Raw genomic sequence first — 24396 nt, forward strand, 5'->3', positions numbered from 1 at the left:
GGCCTCTCAAGCGGCCTCGGCGCGGCTGTCCCGCGGACCGGTCAGCAGGCGCAGCGAGCCGACGGCCAGACCGGTGACGAGCACCACGTGGACGACCAGGTGGACGGCCATGAAGTAGGCGGCGAAGACCGGCCCCCGCTGCCGGCGGACGAATCCGACCAGCTCCGGATCGGCGAGGACGAACCCGGCGACGAACACGGCGGGAAGGGCGAGCAGAAGGGGGTGGAACAGCCCGAACGGCAGGCTCAGCACCACCAGCCCCAGGCCGGCCAGGGCGAGCCCGCAGGACAGGATGCCGGCCGGGCTGTTGGCGTGCTCCGGCTTGGCCGCACCGCGCCGGGTGGTGGTCAGCGCGAGCGGGATCAACGGCAGGGCCCGCCGCCACTGCTCGGTCAGGATCGGCAGCAGGCGGCTGCCGTCGTCGTGACGGCCCACGACCGTGTCCGTCAGCACGATCCGGCTGCGTACGGCGAGCCTGCTGCTGTATTCGACGTCCTCGCAGTCGCGCAGCCGCTCGTCGAGCCTGCCCACGGCGAGCAGCACGTCGCGGCGGACGGCGGCGAGGGCGAACACGACGCTGTTGACCTCCCCCAGGTGGCGGCGGCGCCAGTGCACCGCGTGGAGGATGCGATACCACTCGACCGGCCCGTCGTCGATCAGCGGCACGGTGTCGTAGACCCCGTGGACGCAGCCGACCTCGGGATCGTGCTCAAGGATCTCCATCGCGTTCGCGACGGCGTCGGGCCGCAGCGCCACGTCGGCGTCGAGGAAGAAGACGACCTCGCCCGTGGTGGCGTCGATCCCGGCGTTCCTGGCGGCGGACACGCCCCGGTTCTCCGGCAGGCGCACGACCCGGCAGCCCAGCTCCTCGGCGATCTCCGCTGAGCCGTCGGTGCTCGCGTCGTCGACCACGACGATCTCGCCGGGCACGCGGGTCTGCGCCAGCACCGACTCCAGGCACAGCCGCAGCGTCCTGGCCGCGTTGTAGCACGGCACGACCAGCGAGATCATCGCCTCGTCCCCTCCGCCGAGAGCACCCGCGCGTAGACGGCGAGCGTCTCCCCGGCGGCGCGGCTCCAGCTCAGCGTCTCCCGCACCAGCCGCTCGCCCCGCTCGGCCAGGGCGCGGCGCAGCCCGGGATCGGTCATGACCTCGATCACCCCGTCGGCGATGTCGCGGGGATCGGCCGCCCGCACGAACCGTACGGCGGGCCGCGCGGGGTCGCCGAGGAAGATCCGGGAGAAGCCGTCGCCCAGGATCACCGGCCGGGCCAGGGCCATCGCCTCGGTCGCCACCAGCCCGAACGGCTCGAAGAGCGAGGGGAACACGCAGGCGTCGGCCATCGCGTAGTACTCCAGCAGCGCCCGCCCGTCCACGAAACCGCCGGAGGTCAGCACCCGGCCGTCGAGCCCCGTCTCGGTGACGATCCGCGCGACGCCCGCCTCGTCGCCCTCCCCCACGAGCACCAGACGCAGCCCCGGCACGGCGGGCGCGATGTCGCGCATGGCCTCGAGGAGCGGGTAGATCCCCTTCTGCCGTTCGAGGCGGCCGACGAACAGCAGCACCGGGTCCTCCTCGGCGATGCCGAGCCTGGCGCGCAGGTCCGCCGCGCCGAGGCGCAGCTTGTCGCGGTCGAACGCGGGGTCGGCGACCACCCGCTCGTACGTGCCGCCGAGGCGGACGACGTCGATCGGCGAGCGGTCCCAGCCCGCCTCCAGCAGTTGCTCGCGCACCTCCGGCGTGGCGACCACCACCCGCCGGGAGACCCGCGCCAGCCACCGCTCCAGCGCGGCGAAGAGGTTGAGCGGGTCGGTGATGCTGCGCTGCGGGGCGACGCCGTACTCGGTGGTGTGGACGTGGAACACGACCGGGAGCCGCAGCACGTAGTGGCACAGCAGGCCGCACAGGAAGTTCGTCGAATCGTGCACGGCGACGAGGCCGGGCCGCCGATCGGGACGCAGCCGCCGCAGGAGCAGGAAGTAACGCCAGTTGCTCACCACGACGGTCAGCGCGAGCAGGAGGAACTCCAGGCCCCGCGTGCGGTTGAGCCTCCGGCGGCGCGCGATCGCGCCGAGCACGCGCCCGCGCGGCCGATACACGGTGACATCACCGATCCGCTCCCACACGGGCAGGCGGCCGTCGTTCAGCGTGAAGACCGCCATCTCGTGATCGCGTGCCAGATGCGGCGCGATCAGCTCGGCATACCGGCCGAGCCCCGCCGTGATGTTGGGCGGGAACTGGTTGATGACGTGGGCGATCCTCACCCGCGCACCTCCATTGCAGGCCGGTAGAGCCGGGCGGAGACGGCCGTCACGACGGCCACGAGGACGACATTGCTCAGGGCGAAGGCCACCAGCCCGCCGGCCAGCCCCTGCCAGGCGATGAGCGCCGCCTGGCAGGTGAGCGCGAGCGGCGTCCCGGCCAGCAGGCAGCCGATGAGCACCTTCGCCCCCCGCACCCCGTCCATGGTCAGGGCGACCTGCTGGAGGTTGAAGACCGTGTGCGCGCCGATCCCGAGCGCCGACAGCGCCATCAGGCCCAGCGAGTACGGATACTCGCCCCCCATGAGCAGGAAGAACACCGTGCTCGCCGCGAACGAGAACACGACGGTCGCCGCGAACACGACCGGGGCGAGCCGGGCGATCCGCCGCATCACGGCGGGCTTGTCCGACGTCGCCAGGGTGGGCAGCAGCACCAGGCCGACGCCGTCGGTGAACACCACGCCGAGCAGGCGCTTGGGAAAGCCGTTGTAGACGGAGTAGACGCCGACGTCGGCCCGGGGCGCCCAGTGGTTGAGGAAGATCACGTCCACCCCGAACACCACCGCCGTGAGCGCGGCGATGGCGGTGACGTACGCGCCGTGCCGGTAGAGCGAGCGGGCCAGCGCCCACGACCAGGACCGGGGCACGACCTCGAACCCGGCGACTGAGACCAGGGCGAAGACCAGGTTGGTGCCGATCAGCGCGACCAGGTAGGGCTCGGCGTCCCGCACGCCGAAGACCAGCAGGCAGCACGCGGCGGCGCCCAGGTAGACGACGGCCACGGCGAGCTTGAGCCCGGCGACGAGGCGGAACCTCTTCAGCCCGCGCAGGAAGCTCTCGGTGAGCTGGTTGAGCGTCATCGACAGCGCCAGCGCCAGCGCGAAGGCGAGCGTGCGGGTGTCCACGCCGAGCGCGGCGGTCAGCAGCGGAGCGGCCGCGAGACCCGCGATGAACACCACCGCGCCCAGCACGAGCGTGGCCAGCAGCGCCGTCGTCACCAGGGCGGGCCGCGCATCCGGCTCGGCCCGCGGCAGCTCCTGGAACATGACATAGTTGAGGCTCGTCAGCATGCCGACGGTCACGATCAGCGCGATCGACAGGACGACGGTGAAGTTGCCGAACGCGGCGGCGCCCACCCCTCGTGCGATGACGAGCGTGGTCGCGGCGGCCGTGCCGCTGGCCACGGTGCTCACCAGCGTGGGCCCGGCGGCCCAGCGGTGGGCGGCCAGGAGCCCGGCCGCCCGGTCCGTCAGCGCGCCCACCCCGTCACGCCCACCGCAGGTGTGCCCGCCGGGCGAACTCGAGGTCGTCGGCCGTGTTGACGCCGCGCGCCTCGTCGGGGTCGGTCACCGGCACCACCGTCAGCGGCCAGTTCCGCTCTGCCGACAGATAGGGCAGGAACGGCAGGAAGTTGACCTCTCCGGTGCGGGCGCCCGCGGCCGCCTCGCCCAGGTAACGCGTCCACTCCTCACGGAGCCCTTCGGTGTCCAGGCAGAAGACGCCGACGTCGCTGAGCCCGCCGGGGCGGCACTCGTCGCCCTCCCGCGACTGGCGCACCCGCACCAGCGTCCCGTCGTCGTCCAGTTCGTACTCCACGTACGGGTCGGCCATCGGCACCAGCGGGAGCGTGAACCCCTTCTCGTGCGCCCCGGCGACACGGCCGACCGTGTCGGGGGACAGGCCCGCCTGGTCGCCCCAGACCACGAGGATCGCGCCGTAGGCCTCCCAATGCGGTGCGGCACCGAAGATTGCGCCCCCCATCCCGGTAGGCGTGTCCTGCACGCTCACCGAGACCGCGCCGGTCGCGATCCGGTCCGCCGCCAGCGCGCGGAACGGCCCCTCCCCCTCCGGGGACATCACCACGTGGACGTGCTCGACGTACGGCCGCAGCCGCTGGTGGAGCACGTGCCACACGGTGACGCCGTCGGCGATCTCCACCATGATCTTGGGGATGCCCAGGCCGAGGCGGGTCCCCCGCCCGGCCGCCGGGATCACCGCGCACAACCGTTCAGCCGGCACCGCCCACCTCCGCGAACAGGAGAGACACGATCTGTTCCAGGTCGCGTACGGCCACCGCCCCGGGAGCGGGCTCGGCCACGTGGACGTGCAGGGTCGCCAGGCCCGCGCCCACCGCCGACGCCACCCCGTGCGCGGAGTCCTCCAGCACCACGGCCGCGCCGGGATCGAGCCCCCAGCGCTCGCACGCGTACGCGTAGAAGGCCGGATCGGGCTTGCTCGCCGGGACGTCGTCGCTGGTGAGCACGCCACGGAAGTACGCGCCCAGCGAGCAGGCCGCCAGCACCCGCGCGACCGACGCCCGGCTGCCGCTGGTGACGAGGTAGGCGTCGCGGCCCCCGGCGACCAGGCGGCCGAGCAGCCGCCGCGCGCCGGGGAACACGGCCACCGCACCGGCCCGCTCGCGGTACAGCCGCTGCTTCAACCGGGCCAGCCGGTCCGCGTCTCCGGTGTCGCCCAGCAGGCGCACCGCCACCTCGCGGGTGCTCGCGCCGGCGTGGTCGGCATACCGGAAGGACGCGAGCAGGTCGGGCGCGACCTCGTCGATGGCCTGCAGGAAGGCCGCCTCGTGGGCCGGGCAGGAGTCCACGAGCGTGCCGTCGAGGTCGAAGAGCCAGACGCGGCGGGCACACGCCTCCGCCAGGAGCGCCGTCATTGGGCCCGCGCCAAGGCCGCCTCGTCCCTGATCGCGAGCAGGGCCTCGGCCGTACGCTCCGGGTGGTGCAGGCCCGGGCGGCCGGGGTGTCGCAGATCGGCAGGGTGTTCCAGGTCGGCGGTGACCCAGCGGGCCCCCGCCCACTCTCCCCGGTCGAGCACGCCGTGAGGCACCGCGGGGGCGTCCGGCGCGGACGTGCGATGGCTCAGCACGTGGGTCACCAGCCGCCGCCCGTTGCGGGGGTCGCCGAGGTAGGCCAGCGTGCGGTCCACCAGGTCGGGCGCGCTCAGCCCCCGGATGTCGTGGTCGCTCCGGGTGTTGACGACGAACACCTTGGCCGCCGCCCGGCTCCGCGCGACGGCGTCGGCAACGCCCGGCGTGAGATAACTGGGCAGGAGCGAGGAGTGCGGGGTGCCGGGACCGTAGACGATGAGGTCGGCGTCGCGGATCGCCTCAAGCGCCCGCGGGCTCGGCGTCACCTCGGCGCGCTCGCGGCCCAGGACCTCCCTGGTCCATGCGGGCGGCAGCGCCTCCAGTTCGTCCCGCCGCCGCGCGCCGAGCGGTTCGCGCAGCAGGAACAGATCGGTGATCACTCCGGGGCCCTGCGGCGCGACGATGTCGGCCTCGTCGGCCAGCAGGCTGCCGTCCCGCCTGAGCGCGGCCAGGAAGGCGTTCTCCCCGTTGGTCACGTTGAGCAGCCGTACGGGCGAGCCGAACGTGCGCGCGCAGGCGTCGACGGCGGCGTTGAAGTCCCGGCCGAGCCGCAGGTAGGCCCCGGCGAACACGAGGTTGCCGAGCGCGCAGTCGGCGAGGTCGAGCCCGTGCGGGTACGCGGCGAGCCGCCGGGCGAACACGCGCAGGTCCGCCGTGACGGCCTCGCGGGCCGCCTCGGGCAGCGCGGCGAACGGGCCGCGCCGCGCGGCGATCGCCTCGATGACGGCGGTGAGCCCCGCGGGCGTCGTCCCGCCCGGCAGGCGGTGTTCGAGCACGGTCGCCTGCGCGGCCTGCGCCGGATCGGCGGGGTCGAGGTGGAGCAGGAGGTTCTTGCGGAAGTCCGACGGCCCGAGCATCCCGGGCAGATAGCGTCGCAGCGCGCCGGTGGACAGGCCGTTGTCGTAGCCGTTGACGACCAGCGACAGGCCGACGCCCGGAGTGCCCAGCATGCCCCTCGCGATGCCGGCCGCCCCGCGCCCGCCGCTGAACATCGTCACCGCGACGCTCATCGGATCTCCTCACGAGCGGCCGGCCGGCGCAGGACGCCCCGGCGCAGCAGCCAGTGGCGGTAGCCGAGATAGGCGACGAACAGGGCCCGGTCGCGGGCACCACGCCAGTATCGCCAGCCGCGACCGCCGCCGCCGCGCTCCCGGTGCTCGATCGGGACCTCCACCCACGCGTGGCCCATTTCGGCGACCCGCGCGGTGATCTCGGTCGAGCAGTTCATCCCGCCCGACTCCAGCGGCAGCGACCGGAAGAGCGGGCCGTGCACCACCTTGAAGATCGAGTTGAAGTCGCGGTAGCGCGTGCGGTGGAGCAGGTTGCTGACCGCCCCGCTGGCCGCCGACCCCCACCGGTACGCCACGCCGTCGGCCTTCCTGATCCGGGCGCCGGAGAACGCCAGGGCCTCCCCGGCCTGAACCCGCGGCAGGACGCGGTCGAGGTTGGCGATCGGGAACTGGCCGTCCGAATCGAGCAGCACCACCCAGTCGAGCCGGGTGTGGGCGATCGCGGCGGCGATGGCCGCGCCCGCGCCCCGGTTGCGCTCGAACGTGACGACGACGAGCCGCGGGCACCGGGCCCGCAGGCCGGCCAGGATCTCGCCGGTCGCGTCACCGCTCCCGTCGTCGCAGACGACGATCTCCCAGTCGCCCACGGCCGGGGCGTTCTCCAGGTAGTCCTGCCATTCGCCCACCACCGCCGCGATGGTGTCCGCCTCGTTGTACGCGGGCGCGGCCACAGAGATGTTCACGGCGACGCTCACGGGTCACCCGCCCCCAGCAGGCGGCCGATCCAGCGGTCGAGGGGAAGCAGGTTGACCCCGACGATGATCGGGACGTGTACGAGCGCGAACACGATCGTCGCGCCGTACGAGATCGGTCCCCCGGTGAACAGGTTGATGTGCGGCGCGTCGATGACCTCGGGGATCTCGACCGGGTTGACCACGAACCACATGAGGTCGAGGAAGCCGGAGAACACGATGAGGATCCCGCTCAGCATGATCTTCAGGCAGCGTCCCGGGGTGCCCCCGCCGATGCGGTACGCGGCGGCGACCGTGAGCACGATGCCCGGATAGAGCAGGAGATAGAGGTGCGTGTAGAAGCTGTCGCCCTGGGCCCGCGCGCCGTCGCCGTAGTAGAACCAGCTGATCCGCGGGATGAGATAGCCGGTGAAGAAGACGAACGGGACGTAGAGCAGCCAGTTCAACCGCGGCGACACCCAGGGGAAGACCGCGATCGCCACGCACAGGCAGGCGAACGCGACCAGCTTGGCCACCAGCTCCCAGGGTGAGCCGATCTCCCTGGCGTGCGGCGTGGCCAGCCACACGAAGGCGAAACCGAGCGCCCCGACGGCCAGGGCCATCCACCACAGGTGGGGCGCCCAGGGGCGGGAGCCGGCGCGGACGACGTCCGCCGGAACATTTCCGTCGAGATGCGGCCGGGACGGAGGACTTTTGCCGAATGCCGTCATGAAGACGCGGCACCTTCCTTCCAACGTGCCCTGCGGGCAGGCGTGCCGGATGGCGCTGCGGAGAATGCAGCCGGGAGCGCGGGAGCGCTCCCACGCATTATGTCATTCTCATCCGGAAATCCGTCCGCAATATCAGATATTGGGCGTCAGGCATCGACATTTACGGCATACGACCAGGTCAGCTGGGGTCCAGAGCGAGAAAATTGTACTGGTGGGTAGTTGAATCTCGCGCTATCTCCGCCATTTCATTGCATTACGGACAATGTCAATCGCGTTTGCGGGCCCATGTCAATTTTGGACCGGTCCTATTTCGCTCAGCCTCAATCAGAAATCGTTTCCCGGGCCAGCCGGCCCAGGAGGACGTCGAGGTGCCGCACCCGGCGCACGGGCGGGCTCTTCTCCGCGACCGTGTACATCGCGACCAGCGAGCCGAACCAGATGGGCTGGGCGGGCTGGACCAGACCGGGCTGGGTGAAGAGGAAGGGCGCGGACTGCCCGGCGAGCACCGCCAGCACGAGGGCCGCGTCCACGACGGGCGGGGGCAGGCCCCGCAATCGGCTCTGCAATCGGGTCATCAGGGACGAGAGTGACACAACGCCTCAGTATCGCCAGCCCGGGGGATCGGCGGATCGCCCGTACGAGCGATCCCGCGATGGCGATGAACGTTTCATCGAATCTTGTCGCCGACCCGTGAACCGGTTAATTTGTTTGGCCAATTGACGAACTAAATGAAACTCGTTTCCGGGAGGATCGCACCAATGAGCCAACCCCCCGGCGGCCCCCTGACCAGCCGCCGCGGATTCCTCGGGATGGTCGGCGCGGGCGCGCTCGCCGCCGCCGGCCTCACCGGCTGCGCGGCCAAGAAGGAAGTGTCCAAGGGCACCGCCGTCACCGCCGACAAGCTCAAGGGCCTCGTGCCCACCCGCGTGCCGTTCCAGGTGACCGGCCTGACGCCCGACCTGCCGGGCAGCGAATTCGTCGAACCCGGCTTCCTGACCAGGCCGGGCACGATGGTCCAGGCCGTCACCGCCAAGCCGATCACCAGCGGCGCGGAGGTGAAGGCGATGACCCCGCTGTGGGGCACCGTCCCTCCCGGCCTCGGCGAGAACTCCTACTACGACGCCGTCAACGAGCGGCTCGGCGGGGTCGTCCGGTTCAACATCTCCGACGGCAACACCTACGTCGACAAGCTGAACACCCTGCTCGCCAGCGGCGACGTCCCCGAGATAATCCAGATCCCGGGCTGGAACATCGACTCCATCGCCCACTTCACCGAGGCGGCCAACAAGCTCTTCGCCGACCTGTCGCCCTATCTGGCGGGCGACAAGGCCAAGGAGTTCCCGCTGCTGGCCAACTTCGACACCGCCGCGTGGACGTACGGCGTGTTCGGCGGCGTTCTCCAGGGCATCCCGTGGCAGAACGCGCCCTACCCGTTCGCCACGATCGCCCGCCAGGACATCATCGACGAGCTCGGCCTGTCCGCGCCCAAGAGCGCAGACGACCTGCTCGCGCTGGGCAAGGAGCTGACGAACCCGAAGAAGAAGCGCTGGGCGTTCGGCGGCATGGACCAGGAGCTCCAGCGGGCGTTCGGCGCCCCGCGCGAGTGGCGCAAGCAGCCCGACGGCACGCTCATCTACAAGTACGAGACGCCGGAGTTCCTGCAGTCCATCGAGCTCATGACCAAGCTGTTCGACGCCGGATACGTCCACCCTGACGTCGTGGCGAACCAGTTCGCCGACCACAAGGAGCCCTTCGGCACCGGGCAGCTCGTCATGTACAAGGACGGGCTCGGCGCGATCCACGAAATCCTCGGCCGCTACCTGCCCAGCACCCCGAAGATCAACGTGCGGGCCGTGGACCCCTACCCGGCCCACCCGGGCGGCAAGGTCATCGTGTGGCGCAACGAGCCCGCCGGCATGTTCTGCTTCATCAGGAAGGGCCTCGGCGACGCCCGCACCCGCGAGTTGCTCGGCATCGCCAACTGGTGCTCCGCGCCGTACGGCACGCAGGAGTACGACCTGATCAACAACGGCGTCGAGGGCAAGCACTTCACGCTGAAGGACGGGCAGGTCCAGCAGACCGCGCTCGGCCGCAAGGAGGTCGCCCCGACATACCTGTTCCTGTCCGGACGGCCCGGCGCGATCACCGAGAACCAGTATCCCGGCTACGTCGAGGCCTACCACGGCTGGGAGCAGACGGCCTCGCGATACCTGGAGAACGACCCGTTCGTCGGCGTCCGGGTCGAAAGACCGTCCAAGATGGCCGGGCTGACCCAGCCGACCGAGGACAAGATGAACGAGATCTTCCGCGGCAAGCGGCCGGTCTCGGAGTGGGCACAGATCGTCAAGGACTGGCAGGAGCAGGGCGGCAACGAGGCCCGCGAGTTCTACATGAAGGTCGCCAGGGAGAACGGGCGGCTGTGAGTGCCGACGCGGACACGAGGAGCGTGACGGAGGTCCGGCCCGGGGCGACCCAGGCCGGACCGGCCGTCGGCGCGCGGCGGGACTCCTTCGCGGCGCGGCTGCGCCGGGACTGGCCGCTGCTGGTCATGGCCATGCCGATGCTGGTGATCGTCACGGCCTTCTGGTGGGTCCCCGCGCTGGGGAACGTCATCGCCTTCCAGGACTACAACCCCTTCAGCGGCGGCATCCTGGGCAGCCCGATCATCGGTTTCACCAACTTCGCCCAGCTGTTCGGCGACCCGCAGTTCATCCGGGCGGTGGTGAACACGGTCGGTATCACCGCGTTCCAGCTCGTCTTCTACTTCCCGGTGCCGATCGCGCTCGCGCTGCTGCTCAACAGCGTGGTCTCCGGGCGGCTGCGGGCCTTCATCCAGGGCGTCGTCTACCTGCCCCACTTCTTCTCGTGGGTGCTGGTGGTCGCGATCTTCCAGCAGATGTTCGGCGGCGCCGGCCTCATCGCGCAGATCCTGCGCGACCACGGGCACGCGGGCATCGACTGGATGACGAACTCCGACACGTTCATCCTGCTCGTGACCGCGGAGACGGTCTGGAAGGACGCCGGCTGGGGCACGATCGTGTTCCTCGCCGCGCTCAGCACGATCGACCAGAACCTGTACGAGGCCGCCGCGGTCGACGGTGCCCGCCGGTGGCGCCGGATGTGGCACATCACGCTGCCGGGCCTGCGGCCGGTCATCGTGCTGCTGCTGATCCTGCGGCTCGGCGACGCGCTCAACGTCGGCTTCGAGCAGTTCATGCTGCAGCGCGGCGCGGTCGGCAGCAAGGTGTCGGAGGTCTTCGACACCTTCGTCTACTGGTCCGGCCTGCGCACCGGCGACTTCGGGTATGGCGCGGCGGCCGGGCTGTTCAAGGGCCTGGTCGGGCTCGCGCTCATCCTGGTGGCCAACCGGGTGGCGCACGCCCTGGGCGAGCGGGGGGTGTATTCGCGATCATGAGCAAGACGAAGGTGTCCGGGCTCGCGCCCTGGGAGGAGCCGGGATCGGCCGCGGGCCGGATCGGCAAGGGCGGCGTGCTGGCGCTCATCGTGCTCGCCGTGCTGCTGCCGCTCTACACGATCGTGCTGACCAGCCTGTCGTCCGCCGGCACGGTGAACCGGGCCGGCGGCCTGGTGCTGGTGCCGGACGGCATCACGTTCGACGCGTACCGCCAGATCTTCTCCGACAGCGTGGTCAGCCGCGCGGTGCTGGTCAGCACCGGCGTCACCGTCGTGGGCACCGCGGTCAGCCTCGGCGTGAGCGTCCTCGGGGCGTACGCGCTGTCGCGGCCGGGGACGCTGTTCCACCGGCCGATCCTGTTCTGCGTGCTGCTGATGTTCGTGTTCTTCCCCGGCCTGATCCCGACCTACCTGATGGTGGCCTCGCTCGGGCTGAAGGACTCGTACTGGTCGCTGATCCTGCCGTCGGCCGTGTCGGCCTTCAACGTGGTCGTGCTGCGCGCGTTCTTCATGAACATCCCTCGCGAGCTGCTCGACAGCGCCCGCATCGACGGCGCCGGGGAGTTCCGCATCCTGTGGCGGATCGTGCTCCCGCTGTCGAAGGCGGTCACGGCGGTCATCGGCCTGTTCTACGCGGTCGGCTACTGGAACGCCTGGTTCAACGCCATGCTGTTCATCGACGACACCCGCAAGTGGCCGCTCGCGCTGATCCTGCGGTCGTACGTCGTGGACTCCAACCCGCTGCCGACGGCCACCGTGGGCGTGAGCGGCTTCGGCCACGTCGCGCCGCCGACCCTTGCGATCAAGATGGCCATCGTCGCCATCGCCGTGCTGCCCGCCCTGGTCATCTATCCGTTCGTGCAGCGTCACTTCACCAAGGGCGTCATCATCGGCGCCATCAAGGGCTGACCCCCTTCCCTCGGACGCTCCACCCCACGGACCGACGCCCCGCCGCACCTCCCACCGGCGGGGCGTCCCTGTGCTGGACAAGCCCGTTGACTCGGCGATCCGGCCCAATTAGTTTGGCCTCCAGCCAAAAGAAGGGCACATGCATGGCGCTGTGGTACGGAGGGGACTACAACCCGGAGCAGTGGCCCGAGGAAGTCTGGGCCGAGGACGTCGCGCTCATGCGCCGGGCCGGGGTCACCCTCGTCACCGTCGGCGTCTTCTCCTGGTCGCGACTAGAGCCGTCCGAGGGCCGCTACACCTTCGGCTGGCTCGACCGGGTGCTCGACCTGCTCGCCGACGGCGGGATCGGCGTGGACCTGGCCGTCCCGACCGCCTCTCCCCCGCCGTGGTTCTCCCTGGCGCATCCCGATGCCCTGACCGTCACCCGGGACGGCGTACGGCTCACGCACGGCAGCCGCGACACCTACTGCGTGAGCGCCCCGGCGTACCGCGAGGCGTCGTCGCGGATCACCCGCGCCCTCGGCGAGCGCTACCGCGACCACCCCGCGCTGGCAATGTGGCACGTGCACAACGAGTACGGCACGCCCTGCCACTGCGACCACGCCGCCGCGGCGTTCCGGGCCTGGCTGCGCAAGCGGTACGGCGGCCTCGACGCGCTGAACGACGCCTGGACGACCGCGTTCTGGGGCCAGCACTACTCGGACTGGGCGCAGATCACCCCGCCCCGGGCGACTCAGTACCTCCCCAACCCGGCGCAGGCGCTCGACTTCCGCCGGTTCGTCTCCGACGAGATGCTCGCCCACTTCACCGAGCAGCGCGACCTGCTTCGCGAAGCGACCCCCGAGGTGCCCGTCACCACCAACTACGTGCTCGCCGGCTGGGCCTGCGTCGACCATTGGAAGTGGTCGCGCGAGGTGGACCTGGTCTCCATCGACGACTATCCCTCCGGGCGGGGCATGGCGGCGGCCGAGCAGACCGCCTTCGCCGCCGACCTGGCCCGATCGTGGGCGGGCGGGCGGCCCTGGCTGCTGATGGAGCAGGCCACGGGGTATGTTCTGGGCCCGCGCACGTCGCCCAAGGAGCCCGGCGAGATCGCCCGGCACAGCCTGCAACACGTCGCCCGGGGCTCGAAGGGCGCGATGTTCTTCCAGTGGCGAGCCTCCCGCGGCGGTGCCGAGCAGTGGCATCCCGGCATGGTCCCGCACACCGGCCCGGACTCCCGCGTCTTCCGTGAGATCTGCGCCCTGGGCGAGGCGCTGAAGCGCGTCCCCGCGCCGCCCGATGACCCGCCGGTCGTCGGGTCGCTCATCGAGGCGGAGGTCGCGATCCTGTGGGACGAGGAGGCGTGGTGGGCCGTCCAGGGGCCCGGCCTGCCGTCCGCCGAGATCGACTACCTCGCGGCCGCCGAGCAGGCCCACCGGGTGCTGTGGCGGCAGGGCGTCGCCGCCTGCTTCGCCCATCCGTCGCACGATCTGTCGGCCTACCGGGCCGTCCTCGTGCCGAGCCTCTACCTGATCTCCGACGAGGCCGCCCGGAACCTCGCGGCGTACGTGGAGGGCGGCGGCACGCTCGTCGTGTCGTTCTTCAGCGGCATCGCCGACGAGCACACCCGGATCAGGCTGGGCGGCTACCCGGGGGCATTGCGCGAGATCCTCGGCATCCGCGTGGAGGAGTTCCGCCCGCTCGCCGACGCGATCGAACTGCCGGAATTCGGCCGCGCGACGGTGTGGAGCGAGGTCGTCCACCTGGACGGGGCCGAGGCGGTCGCCCGCTACCCCGGCGGCGGGCCCGCCGTCACGTGCCACCGCCTCGGCGGCGGCACGGCATGGTATGTCTCGACGCGGCTCGACGACCCCGGCTACGCCCGCGTCCTCGCGCACGCCGGGCTGGCGGGGAGCGGCATCCCCGGCGTCGAGGTTGTCCGGCAACGGGACTGTGTCTTCGCCGTCAACCACACAGAGGACGAGCAGCCCGTGCCGGTCGACGGCACCGACCTGATCACCGGCAAGCCCGTCGACGGCAGGCTCGACCCCGGCGGATACGTCGTCGTGCCCCTATAGGTGGGCCCTGACCGAGCTCCTCGATGTCCTGAACGCTCAGCGCGCCGGCGGCGACGCGCGGTCAGCGTCCTACGGGGATCCGGGGATCCGGCGCCTCGGCCGACCGGCGGTGCCGGGCGGCCTCCGCCGTCCCCTGCTGCGCCCTCTCCGGCTGTCCGGGCTGCGGCTTCTCCTGCGCCTGTTCCCGCGCGGGGCGGCCCTCGGCCTGCCGGATCTCGTTCTCCAGGCCGTCCGCCGTCGGCGCCTCCAGCATCCGGGGCACGATCGCGGTCCCGGCCCGGGGGACGGCCCAGAAGTTTCCGGTGCGCTCGCCGTACCAGACCATCCAGCCGGGCGTCCTGGCCGCCAGTGCCCGCGCCGCGTTCCTGCCCGCGGTGATCTCGTCCGCCATGCCGATCCTCCCGTTCGCCGTACTTCCGGGAACCGGCCCTCTACCCGCGCGCGGACGGGTCAAGCGCCGGATCCTGGCGTTCCCGTGACCTTCCGGATGCACCGGTCAGGTTTGGGCCATGAGCCCGGCATGGTCGGTAATGCGCCCATAAAGAAGGAATGGGGAGAGTAAGCATTTTTCGAGAATGGCGGGATACGCCTCGTTTGTCTGGCTAGCTGGTATGTTTGAAGTGCTCCAGTCTCCACCCCCGCGAGACCGGGCGACGCGCAGCGGTCACCGCGTCCGGGCCCCCGCCTCCGGCGATCACCCGAAGGCCGCGAGCCCCTATGGGGCAGGGGTTCCCCGTGATCCCGGGAGGTTCGGGACACACCGCCAAAGATCCCCACAAAGCCCGACTTCTTTACCTATTTGCCACATTCTGGCGTACAGGTGGGATTGCCGGACTGACTCGCATACCATCGACCGTCGCGCATTACCGGGACCTGACACTCCGCCGGGTAGCGTCGTTCAAGACAGTACGCCCGAAAAATATGGATGAAGGCGCGTATATGACAACGCAGCAGCTCGAGATTACTGTGAGCGATCACCAGCCGGCCGTCGTGGTCGCGCTGCGAGGTGAACTCGACATCGCCAGCGGGGACACGCTCCGGAGGGCGATCAGACATCTTGTCCGCCAGGGTCGCATCAAGATCGTGGTGGATGCGTCCGGTCTGCGGTTCTGCGACTCCTGCGGCTTGGAAGCGCTGCTGGACGCCCGGGACGACATCGAGAAGGCCGCCGGTTCGATGCGGCTCACCGGAGTTCACGGCATCTTGAAGATCGTCCTTGAGGCGACCCGGCTGCGCGACACGTTCACCATCGACGGCACGCCCGTCGAGGCCGTCGCCGCCATGGTGCTGTCGGCCTCCCACGACGTTTCCATGGTCTGACCGTTTGACCGCCGCCCCCGCCCTCTCGCCGAGGGCGGGGGCTTCTGACCGCCTGCCGCGGTCGTTTGTGCCGGTCAGGTCCGGGTACGCGCGGACGAGGGGGAACGGCCCCACGTCGTTCAGGGGAGGAACACGGACATGGATCAGTCCCGCGCACCCGTGCTGGAGGCCCTCACCGCCTATCGCCGGCGGGGAGACCTCAGCTTCACGCCTCCGGGCCACAAGCAGGGGCGGGGGGTGGATCCGCGGGTCCTGGAAGTCCTGGGCGAGGACCTTTTCAGGGACGACGTGATGATCATGAACGGCCTGGACGACCGGATGCAGAGCAACGGTGTACTCGAAGAGGCGCAGCAGCTCATGGCGGAGGCGGTCAACGCCGAGCAGGCGTTCTTCTCCACCTGTGGCAGCTCCCTGTCGATCAAGAGCGCCATGCTCTCCGTGGCCGGTCCCGGGGAGAAACTGCTGGTCGCCCGCAATGCCCACAAGTCGGTCATCTCGGCACTGATCCTGAGCGGCGTCGAGCCGGTCTGGGTGCACGGGGACTGGGACGGCGATCTCCACATGTCGTATCCGCCCACGCCGGAGGCGGTGGAGGAGGCGTTCAAGGCGGCCCCCGACGCCAAGGGCGTCATCGTCGCCAGCCCGGTGGACTACGGCACCTGCGGCGACCTGGAGGGCATCAACGAGGTGTGCCGCAGGTATGACCGGACGTTCATCGTGGACGAGGCCTGGGGCGCCCACCTGCCGTTCCACGAGGACCTGCCCACGTGGGGCATGAACGCCGGGGCGGACCTGTGCGTGACGAGCGTCCACAAGATGGGCAACGGCCTGGAGCAGAGCTCGGTGTTCCACCTGCAGGGCAACCGGGTGGACCCGGCCGTGCTCAAGGCCCGCGAGGACCTGCTCGGCACGACCAGCCCCTCCACTCTGATCTACGCGGCGCTCGACGGCTGGCGCAGGCAGATGGTGGAGCACGGCAAGGACCTGCTCGACCGTACGCTGGAGCTCGCGGAGTCGGTCCGCAGGGAGATCGACAAGATGCACGGCCTGTGGGTGCTGAGCAAGGAGAACACCCGCGCCTTCGACATGGACCCGCTGAAGATCGTCATCGACGTGTCGGGGCTCGGCGTCGACGGCTATCACGCCGCAGACTGGCTGCGCGAGCGCTGCCACGTCAACCTCTCGCTGAGCGACCACCGCCGCGTCAGCGCCGAGATCACCGTCGCCGACAGTGAGGAGACGGTCGGCGTGCTGCTCGACGCGCTGCGCACCCTGTCGTCGGCCCGCGACCTGCCGCCCGCGGCCGTGATCGACGTGCCCGAGCCGGGGGAGCTGGAGCTGGACATCGCGATGCTGCCCAGGGACGCGTTCTTCGGCCGGGTCGAGATCGTGCCCACCGGTCAGGCGGTGGGCCGGATCGTGGCCGAGATGGTGACGCCGTACCCGCCGGGCGCACCCGCCCTGTGCCCGGGCGAGCGCATCACGCAGCCGGTGCTGAGCTACCTGACCAGCGGGCTCGAAGGCGGCATGAACATCCCCGACGTCGGCGACCCCAGTCTGAAGACGCTGCGCGTCATCGCCGAGTGACGGGGGTCTGACGAGAGCGCCCAGTCAGGACCAGCACGGTCAGGCCCAGCAGGAGGCGGCCGTCTGCGCCATGAGCAGCTCGACCACGTCGCACAGCCGGCCGCGCCGGGCGTACGCCGCCCGCTGACGCGCCGCCCCCGACCCGCTGCGGCGTACGCGCTCGAGCTGGTCGGTCAACGGCGTCCAGTCGCCGTTCTCCTCCAGCACCGGCCGCACGTACTCGAGCAGGCGGTCGACCAGCCGCCAGGCCGGCACCCTGCCCATGGAAACCCCGGCGCCGGCGAGCAGATCGAGGGCCTCGCCGTCCACGCCGTCGCGGGCTGCCCTCCAGTAGGCCGCACGCAGCAGGGTGTCCTCGACCTCCGGGGCGGGCACGCCTGCCCGCACGTCGCGCAGCGCCGTCTCGGCCAGCCCCCGCACCAGTCCGGCCAGCAGCACGGTCTCCCCGGCCGTCGGGCACACGTCGGCCGCGCGGATCTCCAGCGTCGGCACATGATCGGATGGGCGGACCAGCCAGTAGATCATCTTCCGGTCGAGGATCGTGCCCCCGGCCAGCATGCCGGCGACCAGGCTCTCGTAGTGCTCGACCGAGCGGAAGAAGGGCGGCGGCTCCGCGCTCGGCCACCTGCCCATCATCAGCGCACGCCAGCTCGCGTAGCCGGTGTCCCTGCCGTCCGAGATCGGCGAATTGGCCGCGAGCGCCTGCAGGACCGGGAGCCACGGCCGCAGGTGGTTGCTGACCCGCACCGCCTCCTCGCGGTCGGCGATCCCGACGTGGACGTGGCAGCCGCAGACGCCCTGACCTTCCATGATCGCCCCGAACTCGCGGAGCATGGCCTGATAGCGAGGGCACGACGAGAGGGGCGGCACTCCCTCGTTGCCGTCCAGAGCGGTGCCGCACGCGACGAGCGCGAGCCCCGCGTTCGCGGCGGCACAGGCGGCCGCGCGGCGCATCTCGAGCAGGTCGCCGTGCAGGTCGCGCAGGCTGGTGTGCACGGCGGTGTTGCTCTCCAGTTGGAACTGTGTCAGTTCGAACACCAGCCGGTCCGCCCCCGGCCCGGCCGCCCGCTCGCGGATCTCCCGCGCCGCCGGGGCGACCCGCCCGGTTCGCGGGTCGGCGAGCAGGAACTCCTCCTCGACCCCGAGCGTGAGCGTCGCCGAACTCGCGGTTGCCTGCGCGACGAGGGAAGGTCCGTGCACGGTGTCGAACTGGACCTCCCTTGTCACGTCTGGCATAAGCGGTCTTTTCAGGAGGGGTCCAGTCGGTCAGTTCCCCATTCCCCCCGACCATCGGGCGAAAAACCACATATGGCGTTTCTTGACCGTCCAGCTCGACCGTCCGGCTCGATCCTCCATTCGTGGCCTTCCGCAGGCCGTACGCCCCGGTTCAGGGGCGTCGCTGCTCTAGACTGACGAACCTGGCCGGGACTCCGGCCAGGTCCTGTCCCCCCGTCTCCCCTCCCCCCACCGCCCGACCGTCCCCGCAGCGTCCGCCGAGGTGTGCTCCGTGACCGCCGCCGTCGTACTGACTCCCGTATCCGCCCCAGTCGCCGACCATGTGCTGGTCGTCGCGCTCGACGGCGCCCTGGACTACACGAACGCCGAGCGGTTGCGCCAGGACGTCGAGGCGGCCCTCGGCGAGGAGCACCGCGAGCTCGTCCTCGACCTGAGCGGCGTGAACTTCTGCGACTCCACGGGCATCCGGATCCTGCTGTCCGTACGGAAGCTGATACAGGAGCGCAACGGGGCGGTGACGCTGGCGAGCCTGAACGCCCGGCTGGCGAGGATCTTCAGAGTCACCGGACTGATCAGCGCCTTTGTCGTCGTACCGGGCCTGACGGAGGCCGTCGACGCGGTCAGCGCGCGGTCAACCCCCAGGTGAAGGCAGGCAACGAGTAACGAGACGGTAGCCTCGAAGACATCGGGCGGTAGCCCCAACAGCGGCGAGGAGGACAGTGGTGGATCACCGCCGGCAGTGGCCGATAACGGATGATCTCGCGGCGCTGCGCGAGAACATCCAGCGGTACGCCGTGCAGGCGGGCCTCACCGGCCCCCGGCTGGACGACCTCGTCATCGCCGCCAACGAGGCCGCCATCAACGTGCTCGAACACGGAGGGGGAGCCGGCACTCTGGCGATCTCCTGCGACGGCGGCGTGCTCGCCGTCGACGTCGCCGACCACGTCGGCGTCCTGCGGCCCGGCGCGGTGCCGAGCGAGCGGCCCAGCGGTCGCGGCGACCGCGGCTTCGGCCTGTGGCTCATGGGCGAGCTGTGCGACTCGGTGACCATCGACCGGGTCCCCGGGCAGTCGACGATCCGGCTGTCCATGCAGGTTGACGACGGCGCCGCCGACGGGGGCTCCGCCTCCCTCGGGCGCAGCGCCCACCCCGTCTGAGCGGGCGCCCGCCCCCATCGCCTGGCCCCCATCGCCTGGCCCCTGCCGCCTGTCGCCCGGCTCTGTCGCCTGGCCCTGTCGCCTGGCTCTGTCGGCAAGCGGCGGCCCGTCGCGGACCCAGGCAGCGCCCGGGTTGGCCCTGGTTATCGTCCCGATCCCGTAAACCGGGCCGTCACGGCTCTCCTGCCGCCTTAACCTGGGTCCGCGACCACCTCCTCATGGCTGCTGGACGGCTACCTGAGGAATGCCCATGACGCGGCGGCAACCGCGATCAGGGCGCAGAGGCGGATGGTCCGGGGTGTGCTGTCGACCACGTCCCGGACCGCTCTGGCCACCTCTCCGATCCACGAGCCGAACTCCGGGTCGTGAATCCGCCCTTCGTGACGGCGTCCCCCGCTCCCGCGGGGCCTGATAGCAGTCATCGGGGCCCCCTCCCCATATGCGCTGTCCGAGATCGATGTCTCGGATCTGTCGATCGGCCCGATCAGGAATCCGTTCCCGGCCGGTCCGAGGCGCGCCATGGGCGGAATCCCCGCCGCCGTCGCGCCGCCGACCCGGTAGGAGGGATTCCGGACCTTTCCCTGATGTTCACAGGTGACCCACCGTGCACGCAACGAATGCGAGTGGGATTCGGGGTTCCGTACGAAGAGTGACGATCAGATCACAGCTTGCGATAGCTTTTGATCCTGATTTGTCCGCTGACGCGAAGTTGTCTGTCCGATTTGTCCGCAGCGCTTTCCGGAATTTTGGGTCAGCGCGCGACACGCCGTCATTTGTCTCAGAGGACGGCATCGGGCGGCATATCCGGGCCGCCCGCGCCACGCCTCCACGAGGCCGGGACCGCGTTCGGATGGGGGATGCCCAAGACGATGTTACCGAACGTGACGCCTCCGTCACGCATCAACAGTCCGGTGGCGGCTTCAGGCCCCGAGGTCGCGAACGGTGTTCTCGAGGCACCGCGTGAGCGCCTCCACCCGCTCCTCCGTCACCGGCTCGTCACCGTGGGCCTCGGGCAGGTCCGCGCGGCGCACCACCACGAGCTTGCGGTGCCTCTCGTCAATCTCGTCGAGCCGCATCACGCGGCACTCGCCCCGGACGAAGACCAGCGCGACGTCCGGGTCGGCCGACTCCAGCAGCCGCCGTACGCAGTCGGGGTCCAGCAGCGCCATCGTGCCTCCCTCGCCGATCGCCGATGCCTTCTACGGCCGCATGCCCACGCCCGTCGTGACCTCCTTGATCCGCTTCCGGCCCGAGTCGGGCGCGAGCGGCGGGGTCGCCATGCCCGCACCTCGCCGCATTCCCTCGATCACGGCGCGCAGCGCGTCCACCGCGCTGTGCCGGGGCTGCCAGCCCAGCTCGTCGCGGGCGCGGGTGGTGTCCATGATCGGGACCTGCAGGACCATCTCCACCAGGCCGGGCGAGGCCGGGATCAGCCGCAGGTGCCAGCCGGCCGACACCGCCGTGCGGACCACCGCGGCCGGGACCGGCACCCGCCGCGCGCCGAGCAGGTCCGCCAGCACGGCGGGGTCGATCACGGGGTCGGCGGCGATGTTGAACGCCCCCCGCACGTCACGGGTGAGCGCCAGCCGGAACGCCTCGCCGGCGTCCCGCGAGTGGAGCGCCTGGAACCGCAGGCGCGGCATGTCCGGCACGAACGGGATCAGCTCCGGCCGCACCAGCCGCTGCGGCAGGAACGGCCCGGCGAACAGCCGCCGCTGCTCGGTCGCGGCCTCCTCCTTGAAGATGAACCCCGGGCGCATCCGCACCACGCGGATGTCCGGGTGGTCGCGCTCGAAGATGTCGAGCACGCGCTCGACGTAGGCCTTCTCCCGCCCGTACGCGGCGTTCGGCCAGCCGTGGGTCGGCCAGGACTCGTCGACGGGCGGGTCCTTGGGCCCCGGCGAGTACGCCCCGACGGACGACGAGTGGACGAGGACGGAGACCCCGGCCCGGACGGCGGCGTCGAAGACGCGCATACTGCCGAGCACGTTGGAGTTCCAGGTGGTGACCGGGTCGTGCGTGGGCTGGAACAACCAGGCCAGGTGCACGACCGCGTCGGCGCCGGCGAAGATCGGATCGAGGTCGTCCCTGAAGACGTCGGCCGTACGCCATTCGGTCTTCGCCGGTTGCCAGCCCGGCATCCGCCTGGCGACCCCGACGATCGAGGTCACGCTCGGCTCGGACTCGAGGGCGGCGAGCACGCTCGTGCCGACGTTTCCGCTCGCACCAACCACGACAACTCGCATGAAATACTCCGTTTCCTGGCATCAGCCGCCACAAACCGCGATAGCGCCCATCCCCGACAATTGGGTGATCATGCGCTTCGTGGTCGCCCGGCTGGAGCGGGCCCGAAGATGGAGTTCCAGATTTCCCCTGGGACAATGCGGGGGAATCAGTGGTGGCGCGGGAATACCGCTACCTAGGAGGATTAAGTTCTCAATCTGGTCAGAGAGGCGGAGCAGCAGAGATGGCTCAGATCGTCGGTGGCGGACGCCCCGTCAATGACGCCGAGCGAAGGGTCATCGCGCACCTGCGGGACAACGCCCCTGACGACTGGCTGCTGCTGCACAACATCGAGATCCCGCGCGGGGCCGACCTGTTCGAGGTGGACGTGGTCGTGCTCACCGGCCACTCGCTCGTGGTGATCGACGTGAAGGGAGCCCGGGGCCGGTTCGAGGTGTCGGGCACCCGGTGGTTCCCCCAGCACCGGGAGGCGTTCGGCTCGCCGGTGGCCAAGCTGCGCGGCACCGCGCGGGCGCTGAAGGGCCTGCTGATCGAGGAGCACCGCGAGCTGGAGCGGTTGTACGTCGACAACGTGGTGGTGCTGACCGCCCCAGGCGCCGTCCTCGTCGACCCCAGCGGCCGCGACGCCCGGCACGTCACCACGATCGCCGGGCTCGTCCCCATGCTCAGCGACGTGTCCCGGGTGCGGCACGGGTGCAGCCGCGACGCCGAGCCGTACCGCACCGCGATCCTCGAGGCGCTGAACGGCACCGTGCGCCGCTCGACCGCGCCCCCGCGCTTCGGCAACTGGGAGGTGGAGGAGCAGCTCGGCGGCGACAGCCGGGTCACCGAGTATCGCGCCGTCAACGCGACCGCCCCGACCAGCGGGACCGTGCTGCTGCGGGTCTACCGCGCCGACCCGATGGCCGAGCAGCGGCGGCGGGTGGCCGAGCAGCGGCGGATCGCCAACGCCTACCAGTCGCTCGCCAAGATCCCGCCGCATCCCTGCGTCGTTCGCTCGCGGGACTTCTTCGCGATCGACGACGAGAGCCGGTTCGTGCTCGTGCTCGACGACGTCCACGGGCAGGCCCTGCACCTGCACCTGACCGGGCGGAGGCTGGGCATCGACGCCAAGCTCGGCGTGATGGAGGACATGCTGGACGGCCTCGCCCACGTCCACGCCAACAACGTCATCCACCGGTCGCTGACCCCCGCCTGCGTGCTCGTCACCGACGACGGGAACGCGATGCTGACCGGCTTCGACTATGCCAAGCCCGGCCCGCGCAAGCACACCGTGGCCAACGAGCTGCCCAACATCCTCGACGTCCACTACGTCGCTCCCGAATGCCGGGCGAGCCCCGATCGGATGACCCCCGCCGCCGACGTGTACTCGGCCGGGGTGATCGCCTTCCAGCTCCTCACCGGCGAGCTGCCCGCGCCCGGCGTGGACGCCGAGCCGGACGCCGGCGGCGTCGCCCCCGAGGTCATGGACCTCGTACGGCGGATGCGCGACCCCACACCGGCCAAGCGCCCGGACGCGGCCACGGCCCTCGTGGAGCTGCGGGTGGCCCGCGACGCCCAGCCCCGGCGGCGCGCGCCGTTCGGCGGCAGGATCAGGAGCGCCCTGCGCCGCCTGTCCCGCCACTCGTAGGACCTTCGTCACTGTTACGGCCGTCAAAGGGAGGCTAACGTCCAGGTCATGATTCGGGTGTTCCTGGTCGACGACCACGAGGTCGTGCGGCGTGGTGTGGCGGCGTTGCTGGACGCCGAGGACGACATCGAGGTCGTCGGCGAGGCGGGGACGGCCGAGTCGGCCGTGGCCCGCATCCCCGCGCTGAAGCCGGATGTGGCGGTGCTCGACGTGCGCCTGCCCGACGGCAGCGGGGTGGACGTCTGCCGTGAGGTGCGCTCGAAGGTGCCCGGCCTGGCCTGCCTGATGCTGACCTCCTACGCCGACGACGAGGCGCTGTTCAACGCGGTCATGGCCGGGGCGGCCGGGTATGTGCTCAAGCAGATCCACGGCTCGGACCTGGTCGGCGCGGTGCGCACGGTGGCCGTCGGGCAGTCGCTGCTCGATCCGCAGACCACGGCCGCGATGTTGCACCGGCTGCGCGACCAGGCCGCGAAGAAGGACCCGCTGGCCGCGTTGTCGGACCAGGAGCGGCAGATCCTGGAGCTGATCGGCGAGGGCCTGACCAACCGCCAGATCGGCGAGCGGATGTTCCTGGCCGAGAAGACGGTCAAGAACTACGTGTCCAACCTGCTGAGCAAGCTCGACATGCAGCGCCGCACCCAGGCCGCCGCGCTCGCCGCCCGTCTCAAGGCCGGGCAGGAGAGCTGAGCCGGGGCCGATCGACGTCGACAACGGGACCTTCGTCCCTAACCCGCGTGGCGGTCGATCCCCCAGGCTTGCAGACATGAAGCTCGACTCGGCCGGCCTGGAGATCCTCAGCGGAGGGGAATGCCTGGACCTGCTGGCCTCCACCCCCATCGGCAGGATCGTCTTCACCGATCGTGCCCTCCCCGCCGTCCAGCCGGTCAACTTCTGCCTGTTGGACGGGAACATCGTCATCCGCACCGCCCCCGGTTCCAAGCTCGCCGCCGCGGCGCGGAACGCCGTCGTGGCCTTCGAGGCCGACGACTTCGACGCGACGTTCCGTACGGGCTGGTCGGTGACCGCGGTCGGGCACGCCCGCGCGGTCTCGGAACCGGAGGAGATCGCCCGCCTGTCGGCGCTGCCGCTCACGCCGTGGGTGCCCGGAAGCCGCGACCACTTCATCGTGATGGCCCCCGAGCAGATCTCCGGCCGCCGGCTCAACAGATAGCTCCCCGACAGGAACGCCCGCCTCGTCTCCCGAGGCGGGCGTTCTTGC

24 protein-coding genes are annotated in these 24396 nt (G+C 70.9%); 11 read left to right on the top strand and 13 right to left on the bottom strand.

The features are described 5' to 3' along the window. Positions 1–6: 6 nt before the first annotated feature. The 9 genes from QSK36_RS28220 to QSK36_RS28260 form a co-directional block, all read right to left on the bottom strand. Positions 7–1011, bottom strand: a complete 1005-nt coding sequence (locus QSK36_RS28220; protein ID WP_182901678.1) for a glycosyltransferase family 2 protein — start codon at positions 1009–1011, stop codon at positions 7–9. Beyond that, positions 1008–2264, bottom strand: coding sequence for a glycosyltransferase family 4 protein (locus QSK36_RS28225; RefSeq protein ID WP_285784461.1), 1257 nt, complete (start codon positions 2262–2264; stop codon positions 1008–1010). The genes QSK36_RS28220 and QSK36_RS28225 overlap by 4 nt, the downstream gene beginning before the upstream one ends. Next, a complete protein-coding gene (locus tag QSK36_RS28230) occupies positions 2261–3523 on the bottom strand; it encodes a lipopolysaccharide biosynthesis protein (protein WP_285784462.1) in 1263 nt (420 codons plus the stop codon). The genes QSK36_RS28225 and QSK36_RS28230 overlap by 4 nt, the downstream gene beginning before the upstream one ends. Before the next feature lie 4 nt (positions 3524–3527). Next, positions 3528–4280, bottom strand: a complete 753-nt coding sequence (locus QSK36_RS28235) for an NTP transferase domain-containing protein (RefSeq protein WP_285784463.1) — start codon at positions 4278–4280, stop codon at positions 3528–3530. Next, positions 4270–4932 carry an HAD family hydrolase gene (locus QSK36_RS28240; RefSeq protein ID WP_285784464.1) on the bottom strand — a complete coding sequence of 221 codons (663 nt, stop codon included), beginning with the start codon at positions 4930–4932 and terminating at the stop codon, positions 4270–4272. Before QSK36_RS28240 ends, QSK36_RS28235 begins: the two co-directional genes overlap by 11 nt. Continuing rightward, positions 4929–6155: a 2-phospho-L-lactate transferase CofD family protein gene (locus tag QSK36_RS28245; protein WP_285784465.1), complete on the bottom strand. Its 1227-nt coding sequence runs from the start codon at positions 6153–6155 to the stop codon at positions 4929–4931. The genes QSK36_RS28240 and QSK36_RS28245 overlap by 4 nt, the downstream gene beginning before the upstream one ends. Further along, positions 6152–6910, bottom strand: coding sequence for a glycosyltransferase family 2 protein (locus QSK36_RS28250; protein ID WP_183538429.1), 759 nt, complete (start codon positions 6908–6910; stop codon positions 6152–6154). Before QSK36_RS28250 ends, QSK36_RS28245 begins: the two co-directional genes overlap by 4 nt. Continuing rightward, the gene (locus tag QSK36_RS28255; protein WP_225898241.1) at positions 6907–7617 is read right to left on the bottom strand and encodes a hypothetical protein; all 711 of its coding nucleotides are present in this window, start codon (positions 7615–7617) and stop codon (positions 6907–6909) included. Before QSK36_RS28255 ends, QSK36_RS28250 begins: the two co-directional genes overlap by 4 nt. A gap of 320 nt (positions 7618–7937) precedes the next feature. Then, positions 7938–8192 (bottom strand): hypothetical protein, encoded by a 255-nt coding sequence (locus QSK36_RS28260; RefSeq protein ID WP_285784466.1) that lies wholly within the window; start codon positions 8190–8192, stop codon positions 7938–7940. 183 nt (positions 8193–8375) lie between these two features. Between QSK36_RS28260 and QSK36_RS28265 the strand changes: the two genes are divergently transcribed. From QSK36_RS28265 to QSK36_RS28280, 4 genes are all read left to right on the top strand, one after another. Continuing rightward, positions 8376–10040, top strand: a complete 1665-nt coding sequence (locus QSK36_RS28265) for an extracellular solute-binding protein (RefSeq protein ID WP_285784467.1) — start codon at positions 8376–8378, stop codon at positions 10038–10040. Further along, positions 10037–11032: an ABC transporter permease gene (locus QSK36_RS28270; protein WP_406540466.1), complete on the top strand. Its 996-nt coding sequence runs from the start codon at positions 10037–10039 to the stop codon at positions 11030–11032. The genes QSK36_RS28265 and QSK36_RS28270 overlap by 4 nt, the downstream gene beginning before the upstream one ends. Continuing rightward, complete coding sequence (locus tag QSK36_RS28275) at positions 11029–11940, top strand: carbohydrate ABC transporter permease (RefSeq protein WP_285784468.1); 912 nt, start codon at positions 11029–11031, stop codon at positions 11938–11940. Before QSK36_RS28270 ends, QSK36_RS28275 begins: the two co-directional genes overlap by 4 nt. A gap of 143 nt (positions 11941–12083) precedes the next feature. Beyond that, positions 12084–14000 (top strand): beta-galactosidase, encoded by a 1917-nt coding sequence (locus tag QSK36_RS28280; protein ID WP_285784469.1) that lies wholly within the window; start codon positions 12084–12086, stop codon positions 13998–14000. Between the two features lie 61 nt (positions 14001–14061). On the opposite strand, the gene QSK36_RS28285 is transcribed toward QSK36_RS28280, so the two are convergent. Further along, positions 14062–14391: a hypothetical protein gene (locus tag QSK36_RS28285; RefSeq protein ID WP_285784470.1), complete on the bottom strand. Its 330-nt coding sequence runs from the start codon at positions 14389–14391 to the stop codon at positions 14062–14064. 530 nt (positions 14392–14921) lie between these two features. Here QSK36_RS28285 and QSK36_RS28290 point away from each other — a divergent pair. Both QSK36_RS28290 and QSK36_RS28295 read left to right on the top strand, forming a co-directional pair. Then, positions 14922–15320, top strand: coding sequence for an STAS domain-containing protein (locus QSK36_RS28290; RefSeq protein ID WP_205825842.1), 399 nt, complete (start codon positions 14922–14924; stop codon positions 15318–15320). Positions 15321–15458: 138 nt separating this feature from the next. Further along, on the top strand, positions 15459–16907 hold the full coding sequence (locus QSK36_RS28295; RefSeq protein ID WP_285784471.1) for an aminotransferase class I/II-fold pyridoxal phosphate-dependent enzyme: 1449 nt from the start codon (positions 15459–15461) through the stop codon (positions 16905–16907). A gap of 39 nt (positions 16908–16946) precedes the next feature. Here the strand turns inward: QSK36_RS28295 and QSK36_RS28300 are convergent, their stop codons facing one another. Continuing rightward, a complete protein-coding gene (locus tag QSK36_RS28300; RefSeq protein WP_285784472.1) occupies positions 16947–18143 on the bottom strand; it encodes a carboxylate-amine ligase in 1197 nt (398 codons plus the stop codon). 271 nt (positions 18144–18414) lie between these two features. Between QSK36_RS28300 and QSK36_RS28305 the strand changes: the two genes are divergently transcribed. After that, entirely contained in the window at positions 18415–18789 is a 375-nt protein-coding gene (locus tag QSK36_RS28305) for an STAS domain-containing protein (protein WP_285784473.1), read from the top strand. Between the two features lie 76 nt (positions 18790–18865). Beyond that, positions 18866–19300: an ATP-binding protein gene (locus tag QSK36_RS28310; RefSeq protein ID WP_285784474.1), complete on the top strand. Its 435-nt coding sequence runs from the start codon at positions 18866–18868 to the stop codon at positions 19298–19300. A gap of 920 nt (positions 19301–20220) precedes the next feature. Here QSK36_RS28310 and QSK36_RS28315 read toward each other — a convergent pair. Both QSK36_RS28315 and QSK36_RS28320 read right to left on the bottom strand, forming a co-directional pair. Continuing rightward, entirely contained in the window at positions 20221–20469 is a 249-nt protein-coding gene (locus QSK36_RS28315; RefSeq protein ID WP_183538409.1) for a hypothetical protein, read from the bottom strand. Between the two features lie 30 nt (positions 20470–20499). Further along, entirely contained in the window at positions 20500–21546 is a 1047-nt protein-coding gene (locus QSK36_RS28320) for an NAD-dependent epimerase/dehydratase family protein (protein WP_285784475.1), read from the bottom strand. A 221-nt stretch (positions 21547–21767) separates the two neighbouring features. Between QSK36_RS28320 and mads6 the strand changes: the two genes are divergently transcribed. From mads6 to QSK36_RS28335, 3 genes are all read left to right on the top strand, one after another. Beyond that, positions 21768–23174 (top strand): methylation-associated defense system protein kinase MAD6, encoded by a 1407-nt coding sequence (gene mads6, locus QSK36_RS28325; RefSeq protein ID WP_183538405.1) that lies wholly within the window; start codon positions 21768–21770, stop codon positions 23172–23174. Between the two features lie 48 nt (positions 23175–23222). Next, positions 23223–23864, top strand: coding sequence for a response regulator transcription factor (locus QSK36_RS28330; RefSeq protein ID WP_183538403.1), 642 nt, complete (start codon positions 23223–23225; stop codon positions 23862–23864). A 76-nt stretch (positions 23865–23940) separates the two neighbouring features. Continuing rightward, on the top strand, positions 23941–24348 hold the full coding sequence (locus QSK36_RS28335) for a pyridoxamine 5'-phosphate oxidase family protein (RefSeq protein ID WP_182901697.1): 408 nt from the start codon (positions 23941–23943) through the stop codon (positions 24346–24348). The last annotated feature ends 48 nt before the right edge of the window (positions 24349–24396 follow it).

Origin of the sequence: Microbispora sp. NBRC 16548 (assembly GCF_030268985.1) — a bacterium.
GTDB classification, from domain to species: Bacteria; Actinomycetota; Actinomycetes; order Streptosporangiales; family Streptosporangiaceae; genus Microbispora; species Microbispora catharanthi.